General features: G+C 32.4%; 16 protein-coding genes. 7 read left to right on the top strand and 9 right to left on the bottom strand.

Features of this window, described 5'->3' with window-relative positions; translation table 11 throughout:
* Positions 1-131, bottom strand: a 131-nt coding sequence (locus BW939_RS10930) for a transposase (protein WP_143753986.1), incomplete at its 3' end; no start/stop codon positions are given.
* Between the two features lie 61 nt (positions 132-192).
* Here BW939_RS10930 and BW939_RS10925 point away from each other — a divergent pair.
* The 4 genes from BW939_RS10925 to BW939_RS10910 all read left to right on the top strand — a co-directional run bounded on the left by BW939_RS10925 (position 193) and on the right by BW939_RS10910 (position 3931).
* Positions 193-1113, top strand: a complete 921-nt coding sequence (locus tag BW939_RS10925) for a protein kinase domain-containing protein (RefSeq protein ID WP_076452064.1) — start codon at positions 193-195, stop codon at positions 1111-1113.
* Between the two features lie 75 nt (positions 1114-1188).
* Positions 1189-1863, top strand: a complete 675-nt coding sequence (locus BW939_RS10920) for a DUF6904 family protein (RefSeq protein ID WP_076452063.1) — start codon at positions 1189-1191, stop codon at positions 1861-1863.
* A gap of 536 nt (positions 1864-2399) precedes the next feature.
* Positions 2400-2666: a helix-turn-helix transcriptional regulator gene (locus BW939_RS10915; RefSeq protein WP_076452062.1), complete on the top strand. Its 267-nt coding sequence runs from the start codon at positions 2400-2402 to the stop codon at positions 2664-2666.
* A gap of 2 nt (positions 2667-2668) precedes the next feature.
* Positions 2669-3931, top strand: coding sequence for a type II toxin-antitoxin system HipA family toxin (locus tag BW939_RS10910; protein ID WP_076452061.1), 1263 nt, complete (start codon positions 2669-2671; stop codon positions 3929-3931).
* Between the two features lie 322 nt (positions 3932-4253).
* Here BW939_RS10910 and BW939_RS10905 read toward each other — a convergent pair whose 3' ends face one another.
* The 6 genes from BW939_RS10905 to BW939_RS10880 all read right to left on the bottom strand — a co-directional run bounded on the left by BW939_RS10905 (position 4254) and on the right by BW939_RS10880 (position 15552).
* On the bottom strand, positions 4254-10331 hold the full coding sequence (locus BW939_RS10905; protein ID WP_159439267.1) for an alpha-2-macroglobulin family protein: 6078 nt from the start codon (positions 10329-10331) through the stop codon (positions 4254-4256).
* Between the two features lie 116 nt (positions 10332-10447).
* Positions 10448-11779, bottom strand: a complete 1332-nt coding sequence (locus tag BW939_RS10900; protein ID WP_076452059.1) for a hypothetical protein — start codon at positions 11777-11779, stop codon at positions 10448-10450.
* A gap of 419 nt (positions 11780-12198) precedes the next feature.
* Positions 12199-12897 carry a DUF1826 domain-containing protein gene (locus BW939_RS10895; RefSeq protein ID WP_076452058.1) on the bottom strand — a complete coding sequence of 233 codons (699 nt, stop codon included), beginning with the start codon at positions 12895-12897 and terminating at the stop codon, positions 12199-12201.
* Between the two features lie 72 nt (positions 12898-12969).
* Positions 12970-13635 (bottom strand): response regulator, encoded by a 666-nt coding sequence (locus BW939_RS10890; RefSeq protein WP_076452057.1) that lies wholly within the window; start codon positions 13633-13635, stop codon positions 12970-12972.
* A 10-nt stretch (positions 13636-13645) separates the two neighbouring features.
* Positions 13646-15292, bottom strand: a complete 1647-nt coding sequence (locus BW939_RS10885) for a tetratricopeptide repeat-containing sensor histidine kinase (RefSeq protein ID WP_076452056.1) — start codon at positions 15290-15292, stop codon at positions 13646-13648.
* Positions 15293-15357: 65 nt separating this feature from the next.
* Positions 15358-15552 (bottom strand): hypothetical protein, encoded by a 195-nt coding sequence (locus tag BW939_RS10880; protein ID WP_123891561.1) that lies wholly within the window; start codon positions 15550-15552, stop codon positions 15358-15360.
* A gap of 379 nt (positions 15553-15931) precedes the next feature.
* Between BW939_RS10880 and BW939_RS10875 the strand changes: the two genes are divergently transcribed.
* Together BW939_RS10875 and BW939_RS10870 are read left to right on the top strand one after the other, a co-directional pair.
* Positions 15932-16735, top strand: a complete 804-nt coding sequence (locus BW939_RS10875) for a hypothetical protein (protein WP_076452054.1) — start codon at positions 15932-15934, stop codon at positions 16733-16735.
* 127 nt (positions 16736-16862) lie between these two features.
* The gene (locus tag BW939_RS10870) at positions 16863-17390 is read left to right on the top strand and encodes a YcxB family protein (RefSeq protein ID WP_076452053.1); all 528 of its coding nucleotides are present in this window, start codon (positions 16863-16865) and stop codon (positions 17388-17390) included.
* Between the two features lie 180 nt (positions 17391-17570).
* Here BW939_RS10870 and BW939_RS10865 read toward each other — a convergent pair whose 3' ends face one another.
* Together BW939_RS10865 and BW939_RS10860 are read right to left on the bottom strand one after the other, a co-directional pair.
* Positions 17571-18554: a PLP-dependent cysteine synthase family protein gene (locus BW939_RS10865; RefSeq protein WP_076452052.1), complete on the bottom strand. Its 984-nt coding sequence runs from the start codon at positions 18552-18554 to the stop codon at positions 17571-17573.
* A 204-nt stretch (positions 18555-18758) separates the two neighbouring features.
* Positions 18759-20081, bottom strand: a complete 1323-nt coding sequence (locus BW939_RS10860) for an ABC transporter permease (RefSeq protein WP_076452051.1) — start codon at positions 20079-20081, stop codon at positions 18759-18761.
* Positions 20082-20085: 4 nt separating this feature from the next.
* Here BW939_RS10860 and BW939_RS10855 point away from each other — a divergent pair, with 4 nt between their 5' ends.
* Positions 20086-21282, top strand: coding sequence for an exo-beta-N-acetylmuramidase NamZ family protein (locus tag BW939_RS10855; protein WP_076452071.1), 1197 nt, complete (start codon positions 20086-20088; stop codon positions 21280-21282).
* Positions 21283-21342 lie beyond the last annotated feature (60 nt).

The following is a 21342-nucleotide window of genomic DNA, read 5'->3' as shown; positions in this document are numbered from 1 at the left end:
CGCCATTTGTATAGCAAAGTCACTTTAATACCGAGTTCTCTGGCTAATTCTGATATATTATTTCTCTCTCTGCTCAATTGAACTGCTTGGGTTTTGAAAGCAGGATCATAAATTTTTCGTTCTTGTTTCATATCTTAAAATTAAGGTTTTATGCTTAACTTTAACTGGACGTTAAATTAGTATATCCAATATGTGCATCGTGATTTAAAACCTGGAAATATTCTATATCATGATGGATTTTGGAAACTTTCAGATTTAGGTTTGATAACTCCAGATAAAGAAATTACATTACTATCAATAACCTCTTCAAACGAATGGTCTGGTACCGGTATGTACATGGCTCCTGAACAGATTACACATTTTAAACATGTAGATAACAGAGCAGATATTTACTCATTTGGAGCAATCTTACATGATATTTTTGGAAATAGTCCAAGAACACCTTATTCAAATTTCACCTGTAATGGTGAAATAGGTATAATCGTAGATAAATGTTCTAAGAAGGAGCCTAAAAAAAGATTTAGGAATGTTGAAGTTTTAAGAGATAAACTACTATATATCTTATCAAAAAATACAACTACTGTTTCATCCACACTCCAAGAGCAAGTTGATAAATTTAAGGATTTATCAACCTTTAATGTTGACAAATTTGAGGATTTAATATTTTTTTTAAAAGATGAAGATTCCGAAATCAGTCCAGTTTTTTATGAATTAAATAATGAAATCACAGACCATTTTTACAATGTAGATGTTGATTTATTTACGGAATTTTGTCTATTATATGTAGACTGGGTAAAAAATACCTCTTTTAATTTTGATTATTGTGATGTAATTGTAAAAATTCTTTACAATATTTATGAAAAAGCTAATGATAATGATTTAAAATCAAAATGTGTTATTTCTGCAGCTGAATTAGCTGAACGACATAATCGTTGGTTTGTAATGGGATATGTAGTTAAAATGGCAGACGAACATATCGATGAAAATTTAGCTTTAAGAATTCAGATTGAAATTGACATCGACACTAAAATTAAAGCAAATTTCAGGCGATGTGTCGAAGGCATCAGTAGAACAAAGAATAGTTATCATCAACTGATAGGAGAAGTTTTATAGAACTTTATCTTAAAAGTACTGATTTCCGCAGAAAGGTAGTAAAAAGTTTAAAAATACGCATTAACAAATAGAATAATGATTTACACAGTTCCAACAAAAAAGGGATTGGGAATAGAATTTTGGGGAACTGATGATGATTTGACATATTTATACGATGCTATTAGCAAATTTTGGAATAATGACAATTTCTCGTTAATTTTTGGTTACGAAAATAAAGCTAATGTAATAAGCGGTTTTGCTCATGAAATTAGAAAAGCAAGTTATGGAAGTAGGCTTAAAAGAAATAGTAGCCATTATACTCCGGCAGAAATTCCTTATCTAGGTTTTCAGATTTCTTGGCCACATATTCTTTTTTGTATGTCTTGTTTAAATTCTAACCGACAGTGGGTTGAAACAACTAAATATGATGTATCAATATTCCTTCAGCTTAAATATTGGATAGAAAAATCAATGTACGAATATGACAGTGTAGGAGCTGAAAAATTATCATTTTTTTTAAATGGAGCTATACATGGCAACAATGAATATATTTATCAATATATGAGAAATATAAATATGAGATTTTTTCAAATGAAAGGTGGAAAAATGTCTTTTAGAAAGTTGTCAGATTTAATGAAAACAGCATCTAATTTTACGAATGAGTATCAAGAATTATTAGATTTCTTGAAGTTCGAAGCGCAGAAATACAATTGTAAGATTGATGATCTAGATATTGATGATGATAATGAAATTTATGAAATTGAGTGGTAAATAATTTTTCAAAACATATAGATAATTTACATTGGTAGTAAAAGTGTGTTCTAAAGCTAATAGGAAAATTAAAACTTTGCTTAAAGTAGTTTTGCGATAATGGTATTCTTGCAAAAATGCAAAAAAAGGCTTTATACTACATTCAAAATGTACCACTTTTGTACACCTTACGCTACACAAACCGCTATCAATAAACACTTCTATAGATACTGTATCGGGAAATAAATTAACTTTCTTTGATTTATTTTATTGTCTTTTGTTTGTTTTTCAAATATTTATGTGAATTTTATTTTCTTTTGTAAGAATTTGTTTTTGTTACAGATTTTGTACAATATTAATTTTAAAATAGAAAGTAAGCATTTGTTAATAAAATTTTCTTAGCTACACATTTAAATTAGGACAATTGAAACTTATTTCAAAAAACTATGCTAATCATTTATAATATGTTAGCTTAAATAAGATATTGATTATATTGTTTATTATAGTAATCAATTTGTTTAATTTTGCTATATTTGTTTATTATAATAAACAATTTTATGCTTGATTTTATTACGATAAAAGAAGTTAAAAATAGTATTGGGAGTTGGTGTAGGGAAATGCGCAAAGCAGAAAATCTTACAAAGCAAGAACTAGCCGAAGAATTAGAACTTTCGAGGTTTACTATCGCAAAACTTGAGAATGGGGAAAATCCCACACTTGAAACCTTACTTAAGGTATTACAATATTTCGATGAAATGAAATCATTGAATCAATTTGTTGTCAATAAAGCAGAAAATCTTAACGATAATCAATCTATGTATTAGATATGGCCAAAAATCAAATTGTATCTGTTCATTTTCGGGGTTTAGAAATTGGAAAAATTGGTTATGATGAAAATCAACGCAAATCATCTTTCCAATATAATCCTGCATTTTTGGAAATGGATTTGTATAAAAGGCTGTTTCCGTATGTCATTAGAAGAAGTCCAAATGTTCAGGTTTTTTCAGAATTTGAAGGCGAAACTTTTAGAGGGCTGCCTCCGATGATTGCTGATTCTTTACCTGATTATTTTGGAAATATAGTGTTTAAAGAATGGTTAGAAGCTACTCAAAAAGATTTTGTTAATATTTTTCCGTTAGAACAGCTTACTTACGTTGGTCAAAGAGCAATGGGAGCCTTAGAGTTTTCGCCAGCTAAAGATATTAGTTCAAATAATTCAATCAATATTGAGGAGATTACAGAAGTTGTAAAAAAAGTCCTCGACGTTAAAACATCTATTGAAGAAAAGGGCTTGAGTGATTTCGCTTTACTCAATATTTTCAAGATTGGAACTTCGGCTGGCGGTGCAAGACCGAAAATTTTGGTCTCAGAACATAAGAAAACGGGTGTGTTAAAAGCCGGTGATTTAGAAACATCAGAAGATTATAATCACTACCTGATTAAACTTTCGGTAGAAGAAAACGAAGGTTATTCTAAGGAGAAACTAGAATTTGTTTACTATGAAATTGCTAAAACTTTAGGTATTGAAATGATGGACTCTAAAATGATTGATGATAAGCATTTTGCTACTCTGCGTTTTGATAGACAACATGGCGAGAAATATCACATTCTTACAGCTTCAGGAATGACGGGTTGGGATTTCAAAAAACCTGAACATTCTACGTACGAAAATCTCTTTAAATTATCAGTAGACCTTAGGCTTCCTCATAAAGATATTGAACAGTTATTTAAACGAATGGTGTTCAATTTGGTTTTTGCCAATATTGATGATCATTTAAAGAATTTTTCATTCATTTATAACCTAAAAAAAGACCGTTGGAACCTAGCTCCCGCATACGATTTAACTTATCCACTCGATGCTTTAAAAAATTATGTAAGAATTTCAAGAGCCATGTCGATCAATGGAAAGAGAAATTCTATAAACAGAGAAGATTTATTAGAAATTGCCGATCAGTTTACCATTAAAAATCCAAATGCGATTATTGATAGTGTAATTTCAGCAACCAAATTGTTTAAACCTTTTTCAGAAAAGCAAAGTATTCCTCAAAAGGTTATTGATAAAATTGAATCTGAATTTATTCAATTATAAAATTATTTTAAATATTTACACCGATTTTGTACATCTTAAGCTGTATAAACTACCATTAATCAACACTTCTTTAGATTCTGTAGCGTTGGAAGTATCAAATGAGTAGTAACATTAGGATAGAGAAGATTGGCATCTTCTGCAAAGAGAAATTCAACGCTAAAACTTTCTCAACAAAGAATCGTAAGCAATTGATCGTTTTATAAAAGCAAAATCTTTCATTAACGAGACTAAACGCAGGTGTACAAAACGATTATTGTAATGCATAATGCTATAGGATTGTTTTTTTTAATCATTTCTTCGGATACTTTTTTCGATAAACAATTTATTTCCTCTCAATCTTCACTCTCATTCCAGCAGAATGTGCATTCATTGCAGGAGCATACATATTTTGGAAACTTGTAATTCCGTTAGAAAAATCCCCTGCGTTATTGGCTTTTAATTGATATTCGAAAACATACGTACCTTTTGGTAAAAAGCTGAAAAAGAAATTGGTCGCTGTATCTTTCGTGCTTTCATAATAGCCGGCTCCGTTTTGCCATTTGTAAGATGAAAGAACATTTACAGGCTCGAAACCACTTCCTCGCATGTCTTTTAAATGGATATACTCCATGTCTTTTTTGGTTTTAATAACCATTCTTACCGTCACCAAATCGCCCACTTTTAGCTTGTTTTCAGATGTTATTTCTCGCAGTTTGGCCTCGTTTCCTTCAAATGTTTTTACAAATAATTTCTTTTCTATGGATACATCTGAAGAATTGCTGCTGGTGATTTTGTCTATGTTTTCGTAGAAAAGACGGTGCATTCCGCCCCATGCGACTCCTGGACTTGTTTTTGTGATTTCCAGTTTTCCTTTTTCAGGGGTAATGTCTTCCCAGAAATAAGATTTTTTGAAGAATCCCGCTTCAGAAGTTTTTGTGGTTTGGGTTTCGGGATAAATGTTTTCTCCTCCCAATTTCATGCTAATTCCTTTTTCGGCATCGAGCCAAGATTTTCCGTAATTTAATAAAGCATAAACGGCTTCAGTGGTAGATCTTGTAGTTCCCCAACTTTCGGGTTGTTTGTTTTTTAAAAGCCAGATTTTCATTTCTTCTACACTTTTTTCATCTTCCGGAGTGGCTTCTGCAAAAGCTTCTATCAACATTGCTTGCGTTTCTACAGGAGCTTGGTACCAATACCAACCAGAGAAATTGTTTTCCCAATACATTCCGTTTTCTTCAGATGTTTTGGCGTTTTTCTTTAATATTGAAACCAGGTTTTTCGCATGTTCTTTGTAGCCGTAACGTTGCAAAAATGTGGTAATCATGGCTTGATGGTACAAACTATATTCCTCGAAATTGGCAATGTAATTTTTAGATAATTCATTCAAAACTTTTTTAAGTTCAGACGGGATTTCTTTTTCTTGCGTCCAAAAACTTCGATAATAAAAGTAAGAAGAGTAGTCTGCCAAATCCAACTTTTCGCTTTGTTTTCGGTCTTCGATTAATTGATTGTAATAGTCTTTATCCAAATAATCGATCGTGTTTTTTATTACTTTTTGTATTTCATTGGTAAAATAAGCATCAGATTTATCTTTCAACATTTTGTTTAGTTTTCCAAAACCGCCGAGAATGTGTCCGGAAATAGTTTTATCGTTACTTCCGCCCGGAAACCAAGAAAAACTTCCATCAGGATTTTGTCGTTTTACCAAATCGTGTTGCGCTTTTTTTAGGTCTTTTTTCATTTTATTTAAATTGAAAAAGAGCGCCAATTCTTGCATTTGTTTTTCTTTGTCTTTAATGTTTTGCAACCAAGGCGTTTCAGAAATCAAAATATTTTTTAGTTCTTCATTGGCTTCCAGAGGATTGCTTGGCGTTTCTTTGTCATTCCATTCATCAAAAACTTTTTTAATTTTCGGGGAAGAATTCAAGATGTGAGACGACAACATATTACCGTACAATCTGCTGAAAAGTTGCTCAGAGCATTCATGTGGAAACGTCCTCAAATACGGAACCGACATCACGGCAAACCACAGTGGGTTGGCTGTAAGCTCTACACTCAGATTAAAATTGGCTGCAGAAGTAGAAGTTGGAGTTGTAATACTTTTCATTTCGTAGGTTTTGCTTTGGCCTTCTTTAATGAAAATAGGGAAGGTTTCTGTAACGAGCATTCTGTCTGTGAGAACGGGAAGTACACTTTCTTCGCCATCAGAAAATTTCCCAGTACTTGCTATAATTTTATAACTCACGGAGTTGATATTGTAAGGGATTTTTATTTTCCAAATGACTTCTGTAGCAAGTTTTGCATCAATTTTAATTTTAGTTAAATTTTCCTTATTCAGAAATTCTGCATCCAGAGATTTGTTGGTTTCAGGGTCAAAAAGATAAAGCATTGCGTTTCCAGAAACCTTGTTTTCTGATAAATTATCAATTTTTGCAGAAAGTAAAATTTCGTCGCCTTGACGTAAAAATCTTGGTGTGTTGGGCGTTACCATCAGTTCTTTTTGGGTTTTAGAAAGAAATTCTCCGGAACCTGTTTTTAGATCTTTGGTATGGGCAAACAAAAGTAGTTTCCATTGGGTCAGTGCTTCGGGAGAAGTGAATTCTAGCTTAATGTTTCCGTCCGCATCGGTATACAAATTTGGGAAGAAAAAGGCGGTTTCGCTAAGATTGGTTCTTGCTTTTACATTTTTCAGCAATTCTTCTTGCTTTGCTTTATTAGAAGTAACCACATAAATTCCGTTGGCAGCTTGTTGTCCGTATAGTGCCACAGCTTCGGTAGGATTAAGGAAAACGGTTTCGGCAATTTCATCTTCATTAAGGTTTTGGTTTGAAATTTTTCCGTCAATCACATATAAAGATGTTGGTTTGGTTTCTTTTTTAGAGGCAAAACCAGTAACTACAACTTCCTGTATCTCCATATTTTTGGATGAATCTGCACTAATCATTGATGCTGTAGAATAAGAATATTGTCTTAATTTTCTAATCGAAGTATATTCGAATGTAGGAACTTGTGGTCTTGGGAAATACTTCTCGCCAGAGGGTATTTTGAATTTTCCTGATGATAAACTGAAATCAGCACTTTCCGTTGAAACCAAAGCAGTCAGAAAATCATTTGTTGATAAATCGTAATAATCGTAATTATAATTATATCGATAGTTGTCATTTTGCGGAATGTAATGAGAAAATTGGTAAGAATTCTTTGCAAATTGATCTAGAGAAGCGTCGTACATCGCTGCCAGAACTTCTGCATTTATCTTCTCCTTATCTTTTCCTTTGATGGTGAGAATCCATTTTTCCTGATTTCCGGGTTGCATTTTATCTCTGAAAACCTGCGTGGTAATGTCGAGTTCACGGTTGGTGTTTTCTTTTACATCAAATGTAATTTTGTTTGAAATATAATCGTTATCATGTATAAAATCGTACTCAAAATAAGGTTTGTTCTTCAAATCTACGTCGGTTACAGTAAAGCTAATGTCGGCTTTACCGTTTTTCATGGCGATTTGTTGGTAGTTTTCTTTTTTATTATTTCTAATGAATCTATAGTTTACAAAACCTTCCTCAAAATCTGAAAACACTGTAAGTGTAGCTTTTTCGCCCACTTTGTAGAATGGTTTATCTACATTTATACCCACAAAAACAGGATTTCCGTTTCTGAAGGTTTCGTTATCCAAAACTTCCACAATTTTGAAGGTAGAAATGGTGTCGTTTTCTACCATAGTTTGTGCTTCTATTAAGTATTTTCCGGGTTGCGGATTTTTGTTGAGTACTACATTTTCAGAATTTTGGGTGTTGAAATTTTCAGAAAAAACGGTTTCTTCTTTTTTAAATTTCCCGCTGTTGTCTGGCAAATTGTAATTGATGTACGGGAAATAAACATCAAAAACTTCTTTTTCATAATGTTGATACAGCAAAATTCTATTGTTGTAGTCATTATAATTTCTTCTAAAATTTTGTTCAATAAAACGTGGTAAAAGAATTTTATCTTGTCCCAAAAGTTTGGTTACAGTAAGATTTCCTTTGGCAGCAATTTTCTGGTTATTCAAATTATTGACCGATACTTTTACCGATTCCCAATCTTTTTGCAATATTTTTACTGGGGTAGAAAGTTCTATTTTCGCCTTCAAATCTCCCACGGTAACAATTGATTTATTGTTCTGAGATTCACCGTTAATATCGGTTACATAAAACGAAACAATGTATTGGTAGCTTCTTTTGTTGCCAGTAGATTTGCTGTCGGCTTCAGCGGTAAACGAAATATTAAAATTTCCGTCGTTGTCTGTGGTGGTTTCGCCGTGTGCAATTTCGGTGTCGTTTTCATTGTTTGGGTAATCATCATCATAGTAATATCTCCACAAGTAAATTCTTTGTCTTTTTACCTCATATTTTACAGTAGCTCCAGAAATATTTGCCCCAGAAAAAGCTTCGGCTTTACCGCCAACTTTTACAGATTCTCCGAGTTTATAGGCTTCTTTCACAGGATTTACCACCACTTTGAATTTCGGACGTTTGTATTCTTCCACTAAAAATTCTTTGTAAGAGCTCACTTCTTTTTTATCAGATTCCCCGGAAATAGCTTCCATAATAAAATAATATCTTCCCGTGATTCCGCCAGAGGGAAGCATGAATTCTCCCGAAATACTTCCAAATTCATTGGTTACAGCTTCTATTTTTGAGAGTTCTTCCTGATTATTATTAAATAATTTTACCAAAACCTTTTGTTTCGGAAGGACTTTGGTTTTTTCGTAATATTCTTGTTTCAAAATTCCTTTATAGAAAACCTTCTGCCCTGGACGATAGATGGCTCTGTCTGTATAAATAATAAAATCTTTGAGAAGTGATTCTTCAGTTTTTGTTTCTTCTTGTTTGTCATTTCTAATCTCATTATAATCGCTTTTTAACAAAACATATTTTTTCAGATTCGGGAAATAAATAATGCTGTTGTCGTATTCTCTGTCTTTAGATTTTGGCAAAGAAAATATTCCGTTTTTATCTGTAATTCCATTTCCTGTTTTGATGACTTTGTTGTCTTTGTTTTCGTGGTATTTATCTGTAAAATCGCTTAAATTTTGATACATTACATACTCAGAATTGGCAATGTTTTTACCTGTTTTAGAATGTATTGCCTGGAAATCTACCTTCGTATCATCTTCAAATCTTTTGATGTAGTATATATCTGAAACTACGATATCAAACGTTTCTTTTCTTTCGTTTTCAATGTTAGACACAGATATTAGATAAATTCCTTCCTCTAAAGGGGGAATTGCCAATGTGGTTTGGTGTGTTCTGTAATCAGTGAAATTTTTCAGTTTGAAAGTGTTAATTCTGAATTGTTGATCATTGAAATTGTTATTGCTTTCATATATTAAGCCGTGATTAATTCTACCATTTTCCCAAAAGAATTCTTTCTCGAAATTCCTGTTTTTCGAGTGCTTGGAAATTCCGATTTTCACTTCTCCCACGTTTGTATGCGTAGTTTTCATCGGAATGTATTCACCGGGAAGACTTCTCTCTGGGATTTCTATGGATATAGATTTGTTTTCTATTTCATTAATCAAAATTTTGCAACGGTTTTGCCAGTCGGAAGCGGGAACTTTCTCAATTGCTTTTGTACATATTCTATGGGCATTCACAAGGTTTTTTTCTGAATTTTCTTGTTTTGCAAGATTAGCAGCTTCTTCAAGCAAATAGGCAGAAAATGGCTCGTTAAGGTAAGTATCGGCTAAATTTTCGTAGGCTTTGGTTTGCTCCTGAGCATTTCCTTTAATAAAAGTGCTTTTTAGATACAAAAGCGCAGATTTGTCTGAATCATTTGCGTGAAAATCGGTAAGTTCTCTTTTTATAATTTCAATTTTTTTCTCGTTTTCATTTCCTGCAGAAAAAGGTTGTTTTTCTAAAAATTGGAGGTAAGAAGTGGCAACAAAATCATATAAAGTAGGCTTGAATTTTGCGAACTCAGTATCTTCGACGAGTTTTTTCCATAGTTCAACTTTTTCGTTTTGCAGATTTTTTTTATCAGAAAGTACTTCGGTGTAAAGCCTGTCAATTTCTCTGTCGAAATCTTTTATAGCCCAGGTTTTATAATCTTGGGAAAGCTTTTCTAAAGGAGTAATGTCGGTTTTTGTGATTCTGTAACTGTATTCATTGATATAGGAATCATAAATATTAGCCAGATAAAACCTGAAAAGCGTTTTGCGCAGACCTTTGGTTTCTTCAATTTTTTTTCTTAAAACCAAAATCATATCCTCTTCTGGGTCTATTTTTTCTTTTTCATCTTCTTCGTCTTCTTCGTCCCAATCATAATAACCTAGATACACCACATCCCGAACTTCGTCCTGGATAGAATCTCTGGGCGAAAGTGGTTTTGTTGGTTTTGGCTTTTCGGGTCTATAATCGCCGCCAACTGTTGGTATTATAGCTTTCACTTTTACAAGACGAGGTTTCGGTGGAATTTGCGAAAAACCAATTGTAAAATGTAATAAAAAGAGAGTACAAAATATTTTGAGGAAAAGTTTCATCGGAATGTGTTTTAAAAAAGAAATTAGTTTAAAATAAAATTGGGAATTTCTATAATATCGCCCGTTATTTTAGGAATAAAATAACCTCCGTTTTCCCTAAATAACACATATTTTCCGGGTGCGATGTTGAGATAAATTAAAGCAGATTCTTTATCATTAGTCTCGGTTTTGCTAGGTGTTTTTAGTTTTTTTTCCATGAAATTTGGCGAAGCAAAATACAATTCCTCCAAAATAGGTTTATTTTTCAAATCCTTATTTTTCCAGGTTTTTTGTGAGAATTTTTCAAAGATTTTCTCTTTAGAATAGTTTTCTATTTCTGAAACAGGAATAAGTTGGGTTTCTTCATCTAAAAATTTTTCCAAAGTCTCCCAAACATTTTCCGAACGAAAATTAAGTTTTAATCTCATAAAATGGTTTTCATTTTCTTTGAAAAAATTATATTCTGTAAGACGATACAGATTTTTTTCTGGATGTTTTTCTAGAAAATGAATCGTCCCACGATACAAAATGAGATGACTGATGTAGTCTAATTTCACATCAGAAAAACCATAACTGCGGTATTCTATAAATAAAGGCGCTAGTTTTATTCCGCTTTTATAAGTGTCATAAAAATATTCTCTTCCATTTTTGAGTTCATCTGTGTTCTTGAAATAAGAAGTGCTATCGATTTGCTGGAGTAAGTTTCCGTTTTCATCGAAATTTTTTTCGGTGATCAATTTTCCGTTTAAATAGGTAAATTCTACCGCAGTTTTCAAGGTAGATTTCCAATAGTAAACCGTGGAGTAATTTCTGTCATCACCCTTATAGTCGGGCAGATCTACAGATTCATCATTTTTTGTTTTTTTGTTGTATCGTTTGTAGTTTCCAGAATTATAATTTGCCCCTAAAATTCCGGATATAAGGTGGCCATTTTTGTAAATGCTTTCTCCGAGTAGGCTTCCGTCTGTTTTCAGCTCTACCGTTTTTCCGTTTTTCAAACTATCACCATACTCAACTGTTTTCCAAAGTGTGCCATCATCAAAATAATAGCTAAGTTTCTTTTGATTAGATTTATTGATGTAGATATTATCATAATTATCTTCGCCATCACTTCTGTACCAAAAGAGCTCTCCCACGAAATTTTTCTCTATTCCATCAGCATAATATCCTTGCATTTGCATTGCTTTATTTTGCATATAAAAATCTCGCAAAAGCTGTAGATTTCCTTTTTTCAGTAAAGGTAAGGGGCGGTAATAAAAGGCTTTTTTCTGTGTGGTTTCCTTCCAATTGTTGTCGAAATATTTTATTTTTTCTTGCGCAAAAGAAAGCGATGTAAACAGAAATACGAATAAAGAAAAGATGGTTTTTTTTAGCACAAAATGGTTTTGAGTAAATATACAATTTTTGAATATTTTTTAAATTTAATTGTTTTATGAATAAATAAATTTTAATATTCTGAAAATCAATATTTTATTTCTAATTTTTTCAAGTTTCAATAAAACATATCAACTTATTAAGAATAAAAAAGCTCTTTACACTTTATAAATCTCATGGGATTGAGAAATAAATCTGCAATTTTTGAAATAATTTGTAAATTTTAAAAGTTTAAAAAAATAAAAATGGATTTAAGAAAAATACCTACTTTGAAGAAGAAAGAAAAGTTGCTGCCGCCGATAAAGATGAAAACCTAAATTTACCATAACCAGAGAAAATATTATGAAAATTTGGGGTTTACAATTTTAAATTAAAAGATATTATTTTTCTAAAACATTTGATAATGATTATCAAAATAAAATCAGCAAATCAAAAGCAATCTGTATTCGCCGCTATTTTCTACAGGAGCGCGATGAATACAAGGCAAAACAGGATTGTTTGGGTGGTCTACAGACAATCTCCAAATATTTCCTGTTCCAAGGTTTGTGGGTTTAGCGTCCGGAGTGGGTTCGTAATGAAGATCAAAATAATTTTCTTGTAAAAATGCCTCAAAACTCTCTTCTGAACTGCTGTGTAATTTTCTCAGTTTTTTTCGGATTTCAGGAATTAATATTTTTTGCACCGCCTGATGATTGGGCAAAATGTCACTTGTAGCGCCAAAATAGGTGCACAAAAAAGTACTTGTCTCAATTGGAGACCGATCTACATGATAAGAATACACATCGGTAGAAATAAAATCAAATTCATCATCACGTTCATAATTTTTGAGTAAATTGAGAGAAGGAGATGCGCCAGAATCTGTTAATAATTGCAAATCATTTAGGATGATTTCTCTTGCCATGTTTCCTTTTTCAGATAATTCTAGGGACAAGAGATTTTCTACAGAGATTTCTGTAATGTTTTGTTTTAGTTGAAGTTTATTAACTATTTCTTCAAAATCTCCCACCAAATTTCGCTTCCAGCACAAAGCGTTTGTATTTCCTTTAAAAATTTTACCTAAAAGTTCAGAAAAAGTAGAAACTACTTCTATTTGCTTGTTTTCAAAGAAAGTGTGATGCATATTTTTAAAAGAAACTATCTGTTTGATGTTTGCAAAAATAGCAAATAGAGTGTAGGGACTTGTGATATATTTTTAAATCAACCCCAAATCTTTACAAAATGCTACTAATTGCTCGTTGTTATTAATTTTGAGGCCTTCTTTTAAAATTGTCAATCTTTTTTCTATACTGCTGAGGCTGTTTGGCTTTATATTGTTATTTTGAAGGTATGTGGGAATGTTTTTTTGAAAAACACCTTGTGAAAGAAGTGAAATAAGCGTAATGTCGTATGCTGTAAATTCATAACTGTTCAGTTCTTTAAGGTTATTTTTCACATCCAAAGAAAGGTGTTTTTTTCCTTCAAAAACGGTATTTATTGCTTTTTTCAATTCTTTTGCATCGTTTCTTCCTTTCCTTACAAAACCATCTATTTGTAAATCTGTAAAAAGAGAATCAATGATTCCAGATTTATGCTCGGAAGAGAAGAAAATGACCTTTACTTCGGGCTGAATTTCTTTAATTGCGGCAATCATTTCCTTGCCATTTTTAAGTGTTTGCGGGTGGTGATCGTCGTCGTAGTAGAGATCAGTTATTATTAATTCGTAGAGTTCATTGTTGCGGTGGCTTTTCTTTACTTTTTCTAAGGCATCATCACAATAAAACACATGGTCTACAATAGGAATTTCTAATTCTTTTACAGTTTGTTGTATAGAAAGGTTGATGACTTCGTGGTCTTCGGCAATCAGAATTTTTTTAAACATCATTTAAGTTTTATGAAATCGGAAATGAAAAATTGATTTTCAGTCCTTTTTCTGTTTCGGTGTCAAAAATAATATCTCCATTTATATTTTCAATACGGGAAACCGCATTTTGGAGACCTTTTTTAAAAAAACTTTTTTTCTGTATACCAATTCCGTTGTCTTTGTAAGAAATACCGATTCTATTTTGTTCTTTTTTGAATTGTAAAATTACTCTATTTGCTTTGCTATGTTTCTTCATATTGACAAGCATTTCACGCAAGATATTGTAAATTTCTGAGCGGGTAGGGGTTGATACATTTGCCCACAATTCGGGGTCGTTGCCAGCAAGATAAGTTTCTGTATGCTCGTTTTTAAAATAGGAAGCAAGCTTTCTAATCTTCTCAGAAAAGTCATCCTCTAGATTTTCTTCTGAAGAATCGTAGGCAATATTTCTGGAACGATTGTAGACTTCTTCCAGCTCATCCAAAGTCTCATTTCTGCTTATATCCTGATGGTTTTCTATTTTGGTCATAATTTGATAAACACCATTGGCTACTACATCATGTACTTTTTTAGAATATTTGAGTTCTGTTTTTCTTACAGCAAGTTCTTTTCTTTTTTTATAATAGATTATACTGAATATTATCACAAAACAAAGAATTCCTACAGCAGAATTTGTGTAGATTGCTTGATTATCTTTTTCGAGATTATTAAGAGCAAGTTCCTTATTTTTAGCTTCAGCTTCAGCAATATCTGCTCTTATCAAAGCAAATTGATTTTTAGCTTTATAACGAGAATTGTTGACACTGTCGTGAATAGAAAAAAATCTTTTTAAATACTCTGAAGAGTTTTTTTTGTCTATATGAATAATCTTTCTTAATGCCTGAAGTTGATCATCAGGATTTTTTATTGAGTTAGCAGATACCAGCATTTTTTTTGCATAAAACAATGCCGAGTCTTTGTTCTTATTAAGGTAATAGTTTGAAACCGAAGCATAGCTTGAGTTAAGCGCAGTTGGATCATTTTGAAAAATTCTTATTTTTATAGCTTTTCTATATTCTGGAATTGGGTTGTAATTATCATCAAGCTTAAATTTTGCTGTGGCAAGATTATTAATTACTCTTGCAAAATTTGTACTGTCTGAGCCTTCAATAGACCGGTGAAACATTTTAATTGCTTCTTTATAATTTCCCAACTCACTATAAGAATCTCCCATATTATTATAGATGATAGATTGGTATTTTTTTTCACTGTAGGGCAATGCTTTAAGGTAGTACCTTAGTGCATCTTTATGGTTACCAAGTCTTGCAGAAGCCATTCCTAAGGTATTGTAGTTACCAGGAAGAAATTCTTTTATTTTAGGATTTTTAATATCTTTGGAATACGAATTTGCTTCAATTAAGGATTCAATTCCTCCGTAATAATCACCTAAATCTGTTTGGATTCTTCCCATGTTAATGAGTGATTGAGCTACTCCTAAAGAATCTTCTACTTCCTTATATTTTATCTTTGCAGAATTATAGTAAATAAAAGCAGAATCTTTATGACCAGAATCTCTACATTCACGAGCTTTTGCGTAGCTTTCGTTGTCTTTTCCAGAATTTTTTGGGCTATTTGTTTTTTTGCTGCAACTAGTTAGTATGCCTATTAGGCAAGCTAAAAGAATTAATTTATTCAAGATGGTGGTTTAGTCAGCAAATTATGAAAAAAAGGTCAGATTTATGCAATCTAACCTTTATAAATTTATGGTAAAGTAAATGGCGGCGGCGGAAGATGTCCCGTATTTCCGCTTGTTCCTCCAGGTCCGTCTCCGGGTGTAGAATTGTAATCATTTCCTATTTGTGAAGTCTGTACTGTTGCTGTATCAGAATTTCCTGATGTATCTCCGTTGCTTCCTGAGGTTGATAAGCCAAGCAGGATCAATAATAATTGTATCACGATTGTAAAATTTAAAAATTGACATTAGTGCTCTTCCCCGCAAAACAGATGGCAGGCAGTGGTCACATTTTGAAAAAAGAAGCGCTTCTTAAATTTTGGGAAGTAATTACCCTTTGGAACGAAAGAAAAATCTTTGCTTCCCGGTCAAGAGAATGTTCTTTCGTTTTTTAGGATGATAAGAAATCTTACATTTTGTATTGTTTTTTTTGTTTGATTTCTTACGCAAAGTAACTACAGAAATGACTTTGGAATTCTGACAATACTCTGACATCGTTTGACAAATCTTTGACAAAAAGTATTGCAGAAATTATATTTTACGACATCCCGTATAAATATCTCGCGAAAAAGTGTTTTTTTTGTAACTGCTTAATAACCATTTATGTCTAATAAAAAGAAACTCATCAACAAAGTTTTCAACAAAGCCAAAAAAGATTCCGGCCAAACCACAAAAAATGCTTTGGCAACCTATCTCTGGGCTTACTTCGAAGATCATTTTGGATTTGAAATTTCCGATAGAACCTTTATACGATATTATGATGCTTATATAGAAAACAAGAATGACGAAATTAGAATTGAAATTTTTAAACTGAATAAGTTTAGCGAATATCTCGGCTTTACAGATTACCAAGATTTTGTAAATAATGAAACCGCAGTAGTTGATATAAAAGAAAATACCATCAAACACAAGTTTCCGATAGAAGGTAACTCTTCAGATTCCAAAGAAAATATCATCCATATTACCATTCAGAATATTATTAAAATTCCTGAATTTTTTACAAAACATAAAGGCATGAGTCTGGGAGCTGCGGGTTTAATGATAGCGGGAGGAAGTTTTGCATTAAACAAGCCTAATGAAACGAAACCACATCTCTTTGCGTCTTCTTCTGACACAAAATTCATGTATTGGGAAGAAAGTAGGTATAAAATGACCACCGCTCAAGATAAAAATCCTTTACACAAACTCATGATATTAGATTCTGTAAAAATTAAATATTTCAAAAAAAATTTGCGTCCAGATACTTTAACTGTAGATAATGCGATGGGCAAATCTTGGTATTCTAAATATAAAAATAAAGTTGAATTTTTTACAAATGATGGGATAAATCCAGATAATAATAAAGAATTAAAGCCTGTAACAGAACATATTCTAGGAAAATATGCAGGTGACAATGCTGAGAAATAAATAGATGATTATTAAAACAAAAAAGTGTAATTATAGAATAGATTTCTTCATTTTCGAATGCTCTCAACCTGCACTTTCATTCAAAGTCCTAAAAACATATCTTTGTAGAATTCAATAGATAGATAGTATGAGCAAAGAAAAGAAAATCATCATTAACCCAAAAAGACGAGATTTCGAAGAAATATATTTTATTGGTAATCAGGGAAATTTGTTTCTGTCTTCTGACACAAGAGGGAAAACATTTACAGTGATTGCTATTGCAGTGATTTTGGCAATATTGTTTTTATTTAAAGATGATCTTAGTAAAGAGAAATTCGGGATTCTGTACTTTGTGAGTTTTCTTTTTCTATTGAGTGCCGTTTTTCTCTCAGTAAGCGTGAATAAAGTTTCAAGATGGAAAAAACAAGTGAAAACTTATTTACTTAAACTAGAAAACTGCCATCTTTACGAGATAACTTTTGATGAAAATTTCTTCACTGTAAATATAGACCAGGAAAAAGAAACCAGCGAGTGGAAAGATTTTAAAGTATATGACATCAACGAAAGATACATTGCTTTGGAGGGAAAATACAGTTACATGTTCCCGAAAAAATCAATGAACGGAAACGATTTTTCAGCCTTAAAGAAAATGATAGAAACTCAGTTAAAAGAGTAAATTTTTAGTTTTTTCTCTAAAGTTGGAAAATAGATGATGCATCAGAGAATTGAACAGCAAGAATCAAACTTCTGGGGAAGAAATCAGATATGATAAAACTGAACTCTAACGCAGCAGAGGCTTTAAATAAAAAAACTCAGAGCAAATTACTCTGAGTTTTGTATTTTAAACGGAAATTTTTTAGTCTAGCCAACCCATTTCACGCATCCACTCATCATTGTAAATTTTCGCAACATATCTTGAACCGTGATCGTGAAGCAAAACAACGATGATGTCATCTTTTGTAAACTGATCTTTCATTTGAACCAAAGATGCTATAGCACTTCCTGCAGAATATCCGCAGAAAATTCCTTCTTCTTTAGCTAGTTTTCTTGCGTAAATAGCACCGTCTTTATCGGTAACTTTTTCAAAATGATCAATTACAGACATGTCATAATTTTCAGGAAGAATGTCTTCTCCAATTCCTTCTGTAATATAGGTATAGGCATTTTCTAAATGAATTTCTCCAGTCTCATGAATTTCTTTTAGGATAGACCCATAAGTATCTACTCCAATTACTTTAATATTTTCATTTTTCTCTTTAAAAAATTTCCCACAACCTGTAATTGTACCTCCAGTACCGGCTCCTGCCAAAAAGTGAGTGAGTTTTCCTTCAGTTTGTTCCCATATTTCTGGAGCTGTAGACTCATAATGTGCCGTACGGTTTGATAAATTATCGTATTGATTCACATACCATCCATTTTCAGTCTCTTTAGCTAGTCTTTTAGAAACTGAGTAATAAGAACGAGGATCTGTAGGCTTCACATCTGTAGGGCAAACGATTACTTCTGCACCCACAGCTCTTAGAATGTCGCATTTTTCTTTAGATTGCTTAGCATTGGTTACAAAAATACATTTATAACCTTTCACTATTGCCGCCAAAGCGAGTCCCATTCCTGTATTTCCTGATGTACCTTCGATAATGGTTCCGCCGGGTTTCAATCTTCCGTCTTTTTCGGCATCTTCAATCATTTTTACTGCCATACGGTCTTTCACAGAGTTACCGGGGTTGAAAGTTTCTACTTTTGCCAAAACAAGTGCCGGGAAATCTTCACCCAACACCTTATTTAGCTTTACAAGAGGCGTATTCCCGATCGTTTCGAGTATATTGTTTGCGTATTTCATACTTATTTTTTCTAAAGTCACAAATATAAACCTTTCAATTTTAAGGTTTTAAATCAATTAAAATCGTAAATGATATAAATTTTAAATTACGTTGGAAATTTAAAAATAAATTCCATTAAATAAGAAAAAATAAATAACAGTTTGAAACTTCAGTTTAAAAGTCTGAAATTTTGTAATTATTTTTCACGATAGCAAGCAGGTAATTTAATTATACTTAATCGCCTTTACAGGAGAAATTTTACTAATCAGATAACTTGGGATGATCAATGCAAGACCCGAAATGATTAAAATTCCTACTGAAATAGAAATGATAGCCACGGGATCCAAATCCACCGGAACTGTACTTACATAATAGTTGGCAGGATTGAGTGTAATAATGCCAAAAAATCTTTGTATGAAAAGAAGCGAAAGCCCAATAGCATTTCCAAAAACAAGCCCGGGAACCATGATGATTAAAGTGTAATTGATGAAAGTTGCTCTTATTTGAGCGTTGGTGGCTCCTAAAGTTTTGAGTAACCCGATTGAATTGGTTCTTTCAATTATTAAAATTAAAAGCACCATAATAATATTAATAATCACAACGATAAGCATGATAATGATAATTAAAGCAATATTAACATCAAAAATGCTGATCCAATCTCTTATTTGTGGATATCGTTCTAGTGCATTTTCTATGTAGTTTTTGTAGCCAACAAATTTTTCAACTTGAGGTACGGCTTCTGAGGTACTATCATACTTATCAAAAATCAAACTTAAAATGTGAGGGATAGATTTTTCGGTTCTATTTGCTTTTTTTATTTTGGCAATAATAGTTTCAAAAACGCTAGAATCTTTAATGAATATATCTAGACCACCAATATCGTTTTTTGACATATTCTGAATTCTCCTCACATGGTTGATGTCTCCCAAAACCGTTTGGTCATCAATCATCTTAATATCCGTTTTATATATTCCCACCACTTCAAACTTTCTGTAGATAGGCTGTTGATCTGCTTTTGAAAAGATCGTTACAATACTATCATGAAGTTTTAAATGAAGGTCTATAGAAATTTTTTGTGAAATGGTAACTCCGTTGTAGTATCCTTTTTCCGAAACCTTTGGAGCAATTCCTTCTACAAGGAATTTTTTGAATCTTAGACTGTCAAAATCTTTCCCAATCCCTTTAAAAATAATGCCAGCAAAATCTTTTTCTGTTCGCATGATTCCGGTTACTGTAGCGTATTTTTGTACACCATCTACATCTGGAAGTTCATTTATTTTTTTAATATTCAATCCCGTACTATCAAGAACAGATGTATTGTAGGATGAGTTGGAGCGTGTAGATTTTACATTAAGATGTCCGTTGAAGTCCGCAAGCCTTTCTTTAATGGCTTTTTTGGAGCCGTATCCTGTAGAGATTGTAATCAGAGAAACTATGATACCAATGGCTACCGAGAGTCTACCAATCACGATAATCACCTTAGATAGGTTATTTTTGTTATCTTTGGAAAACGCTATTTTTCTTGAGAAATATAAAGGGAACTTCAAACTTATGAATTTAGATTTCAAAATTAAAGATTTACTTCTTATTTGCCTAATTTTTTTAGGAACATATAATTTGTACTTTTCACAAAATAAAGATCAAAATACCTATAAAACAGGTGCCGACCGTTCAGAAATTTATCTACCCATGCTTACCAACAAATCTGTATCCATTGTGACGAACCAAACGGGTTTGCTGAATGACAAAACACATTTGGTAGATTTTTTAGTGAAGAATAAGATTAAAATTAAATCTATTTTTGCCCCAGAACACGGTTTTCGTGGCGATGCAGATGCGGGCGAAAAAGTGAAAAACGGAATCGATGTAAAAACAGGAATTCCTATCGTGTCGCTTTACGGAAGTAATAAAAAACCTAAAGCGGAACAATTGAAAGGGGTAGATGTTGTTATTTTTGATATTCAGGATGTTGGTGTTAGATTTTACACCTATATTTCAACTTTAACCTATGTGATGGAAGCTTGCGCTGAAAATAATGTGGAATTAATCGTTCTCGATAGACCCAACCCGCACGACGGTTATGTTGATGGCCCGGTTTTAAAAAAGAAATGGGAGAGTTTTGTAGGAATGCACGAAGTTCCTGTAGTTTACGGATTAACGATTGGGGAATACGGCAAAATGGTGAACGGCGAAAAATGGCTTAAAAACGGTGTTCAGGCTCGGTATACTTTGGTAGAAATGCAAAATTATCATAAGAAAAAACGATATGCAATTTCAGATAAACCTTCCCCAAATTTACCCAACAACAAATCAATCAACCTTTATCCAAGTCTTTGTTTTTTTGAAGGAACTCAGGTTTCTGTGGGAAGAGGAACAGAATTGCCTTTCCAGATTTACGGTTCTCCATGGACGAGAAATCTGCCTTACCAATTCACTCCAAAACCAACATCTGGTGCCAAAGATCCTTTTCTGAACGGGCAAATCTGCTACGGCGAAAATATTTCAGATAACAAAGATGATTTAAGAGAACTGAATCTTCATTGGCTTCTGAAAGCGTATAAAAATTACAAAAATTCTCAGCAAGACTTTTTTCTGAAGAATTTATTTTTTGACAAATTAGCCGGAAGTGATGAATTAAGAAAGCAAATCATCGCTGGTAAATCTGAAAAAGAAATTAGAACTTCGTGGCAAACTGGTCTTGAAAAATTTAAAAAAATAAGATCGAAATATGTTATTTATGAAAATTAAATAACAGAGTATTTTCAATTTCTGTGAAAACAAAATCGTCCGAGCCAAAGCCCAGACGAT

Source organism: Chryseobacterium piscicola, assembly GCF_900156685.1.
In the GTDB taxonomy this organism is placed as follows: domain Bacteria; phylum Bacteroidota; class Bacteroidia; order Flavobacteriales; family Weeksellaceae; genus Chryseobacterium; species Chryseobacterium piscicola.
This window is presented reverse-complemented; position numbering and strand designations above follow the sequence as displayed.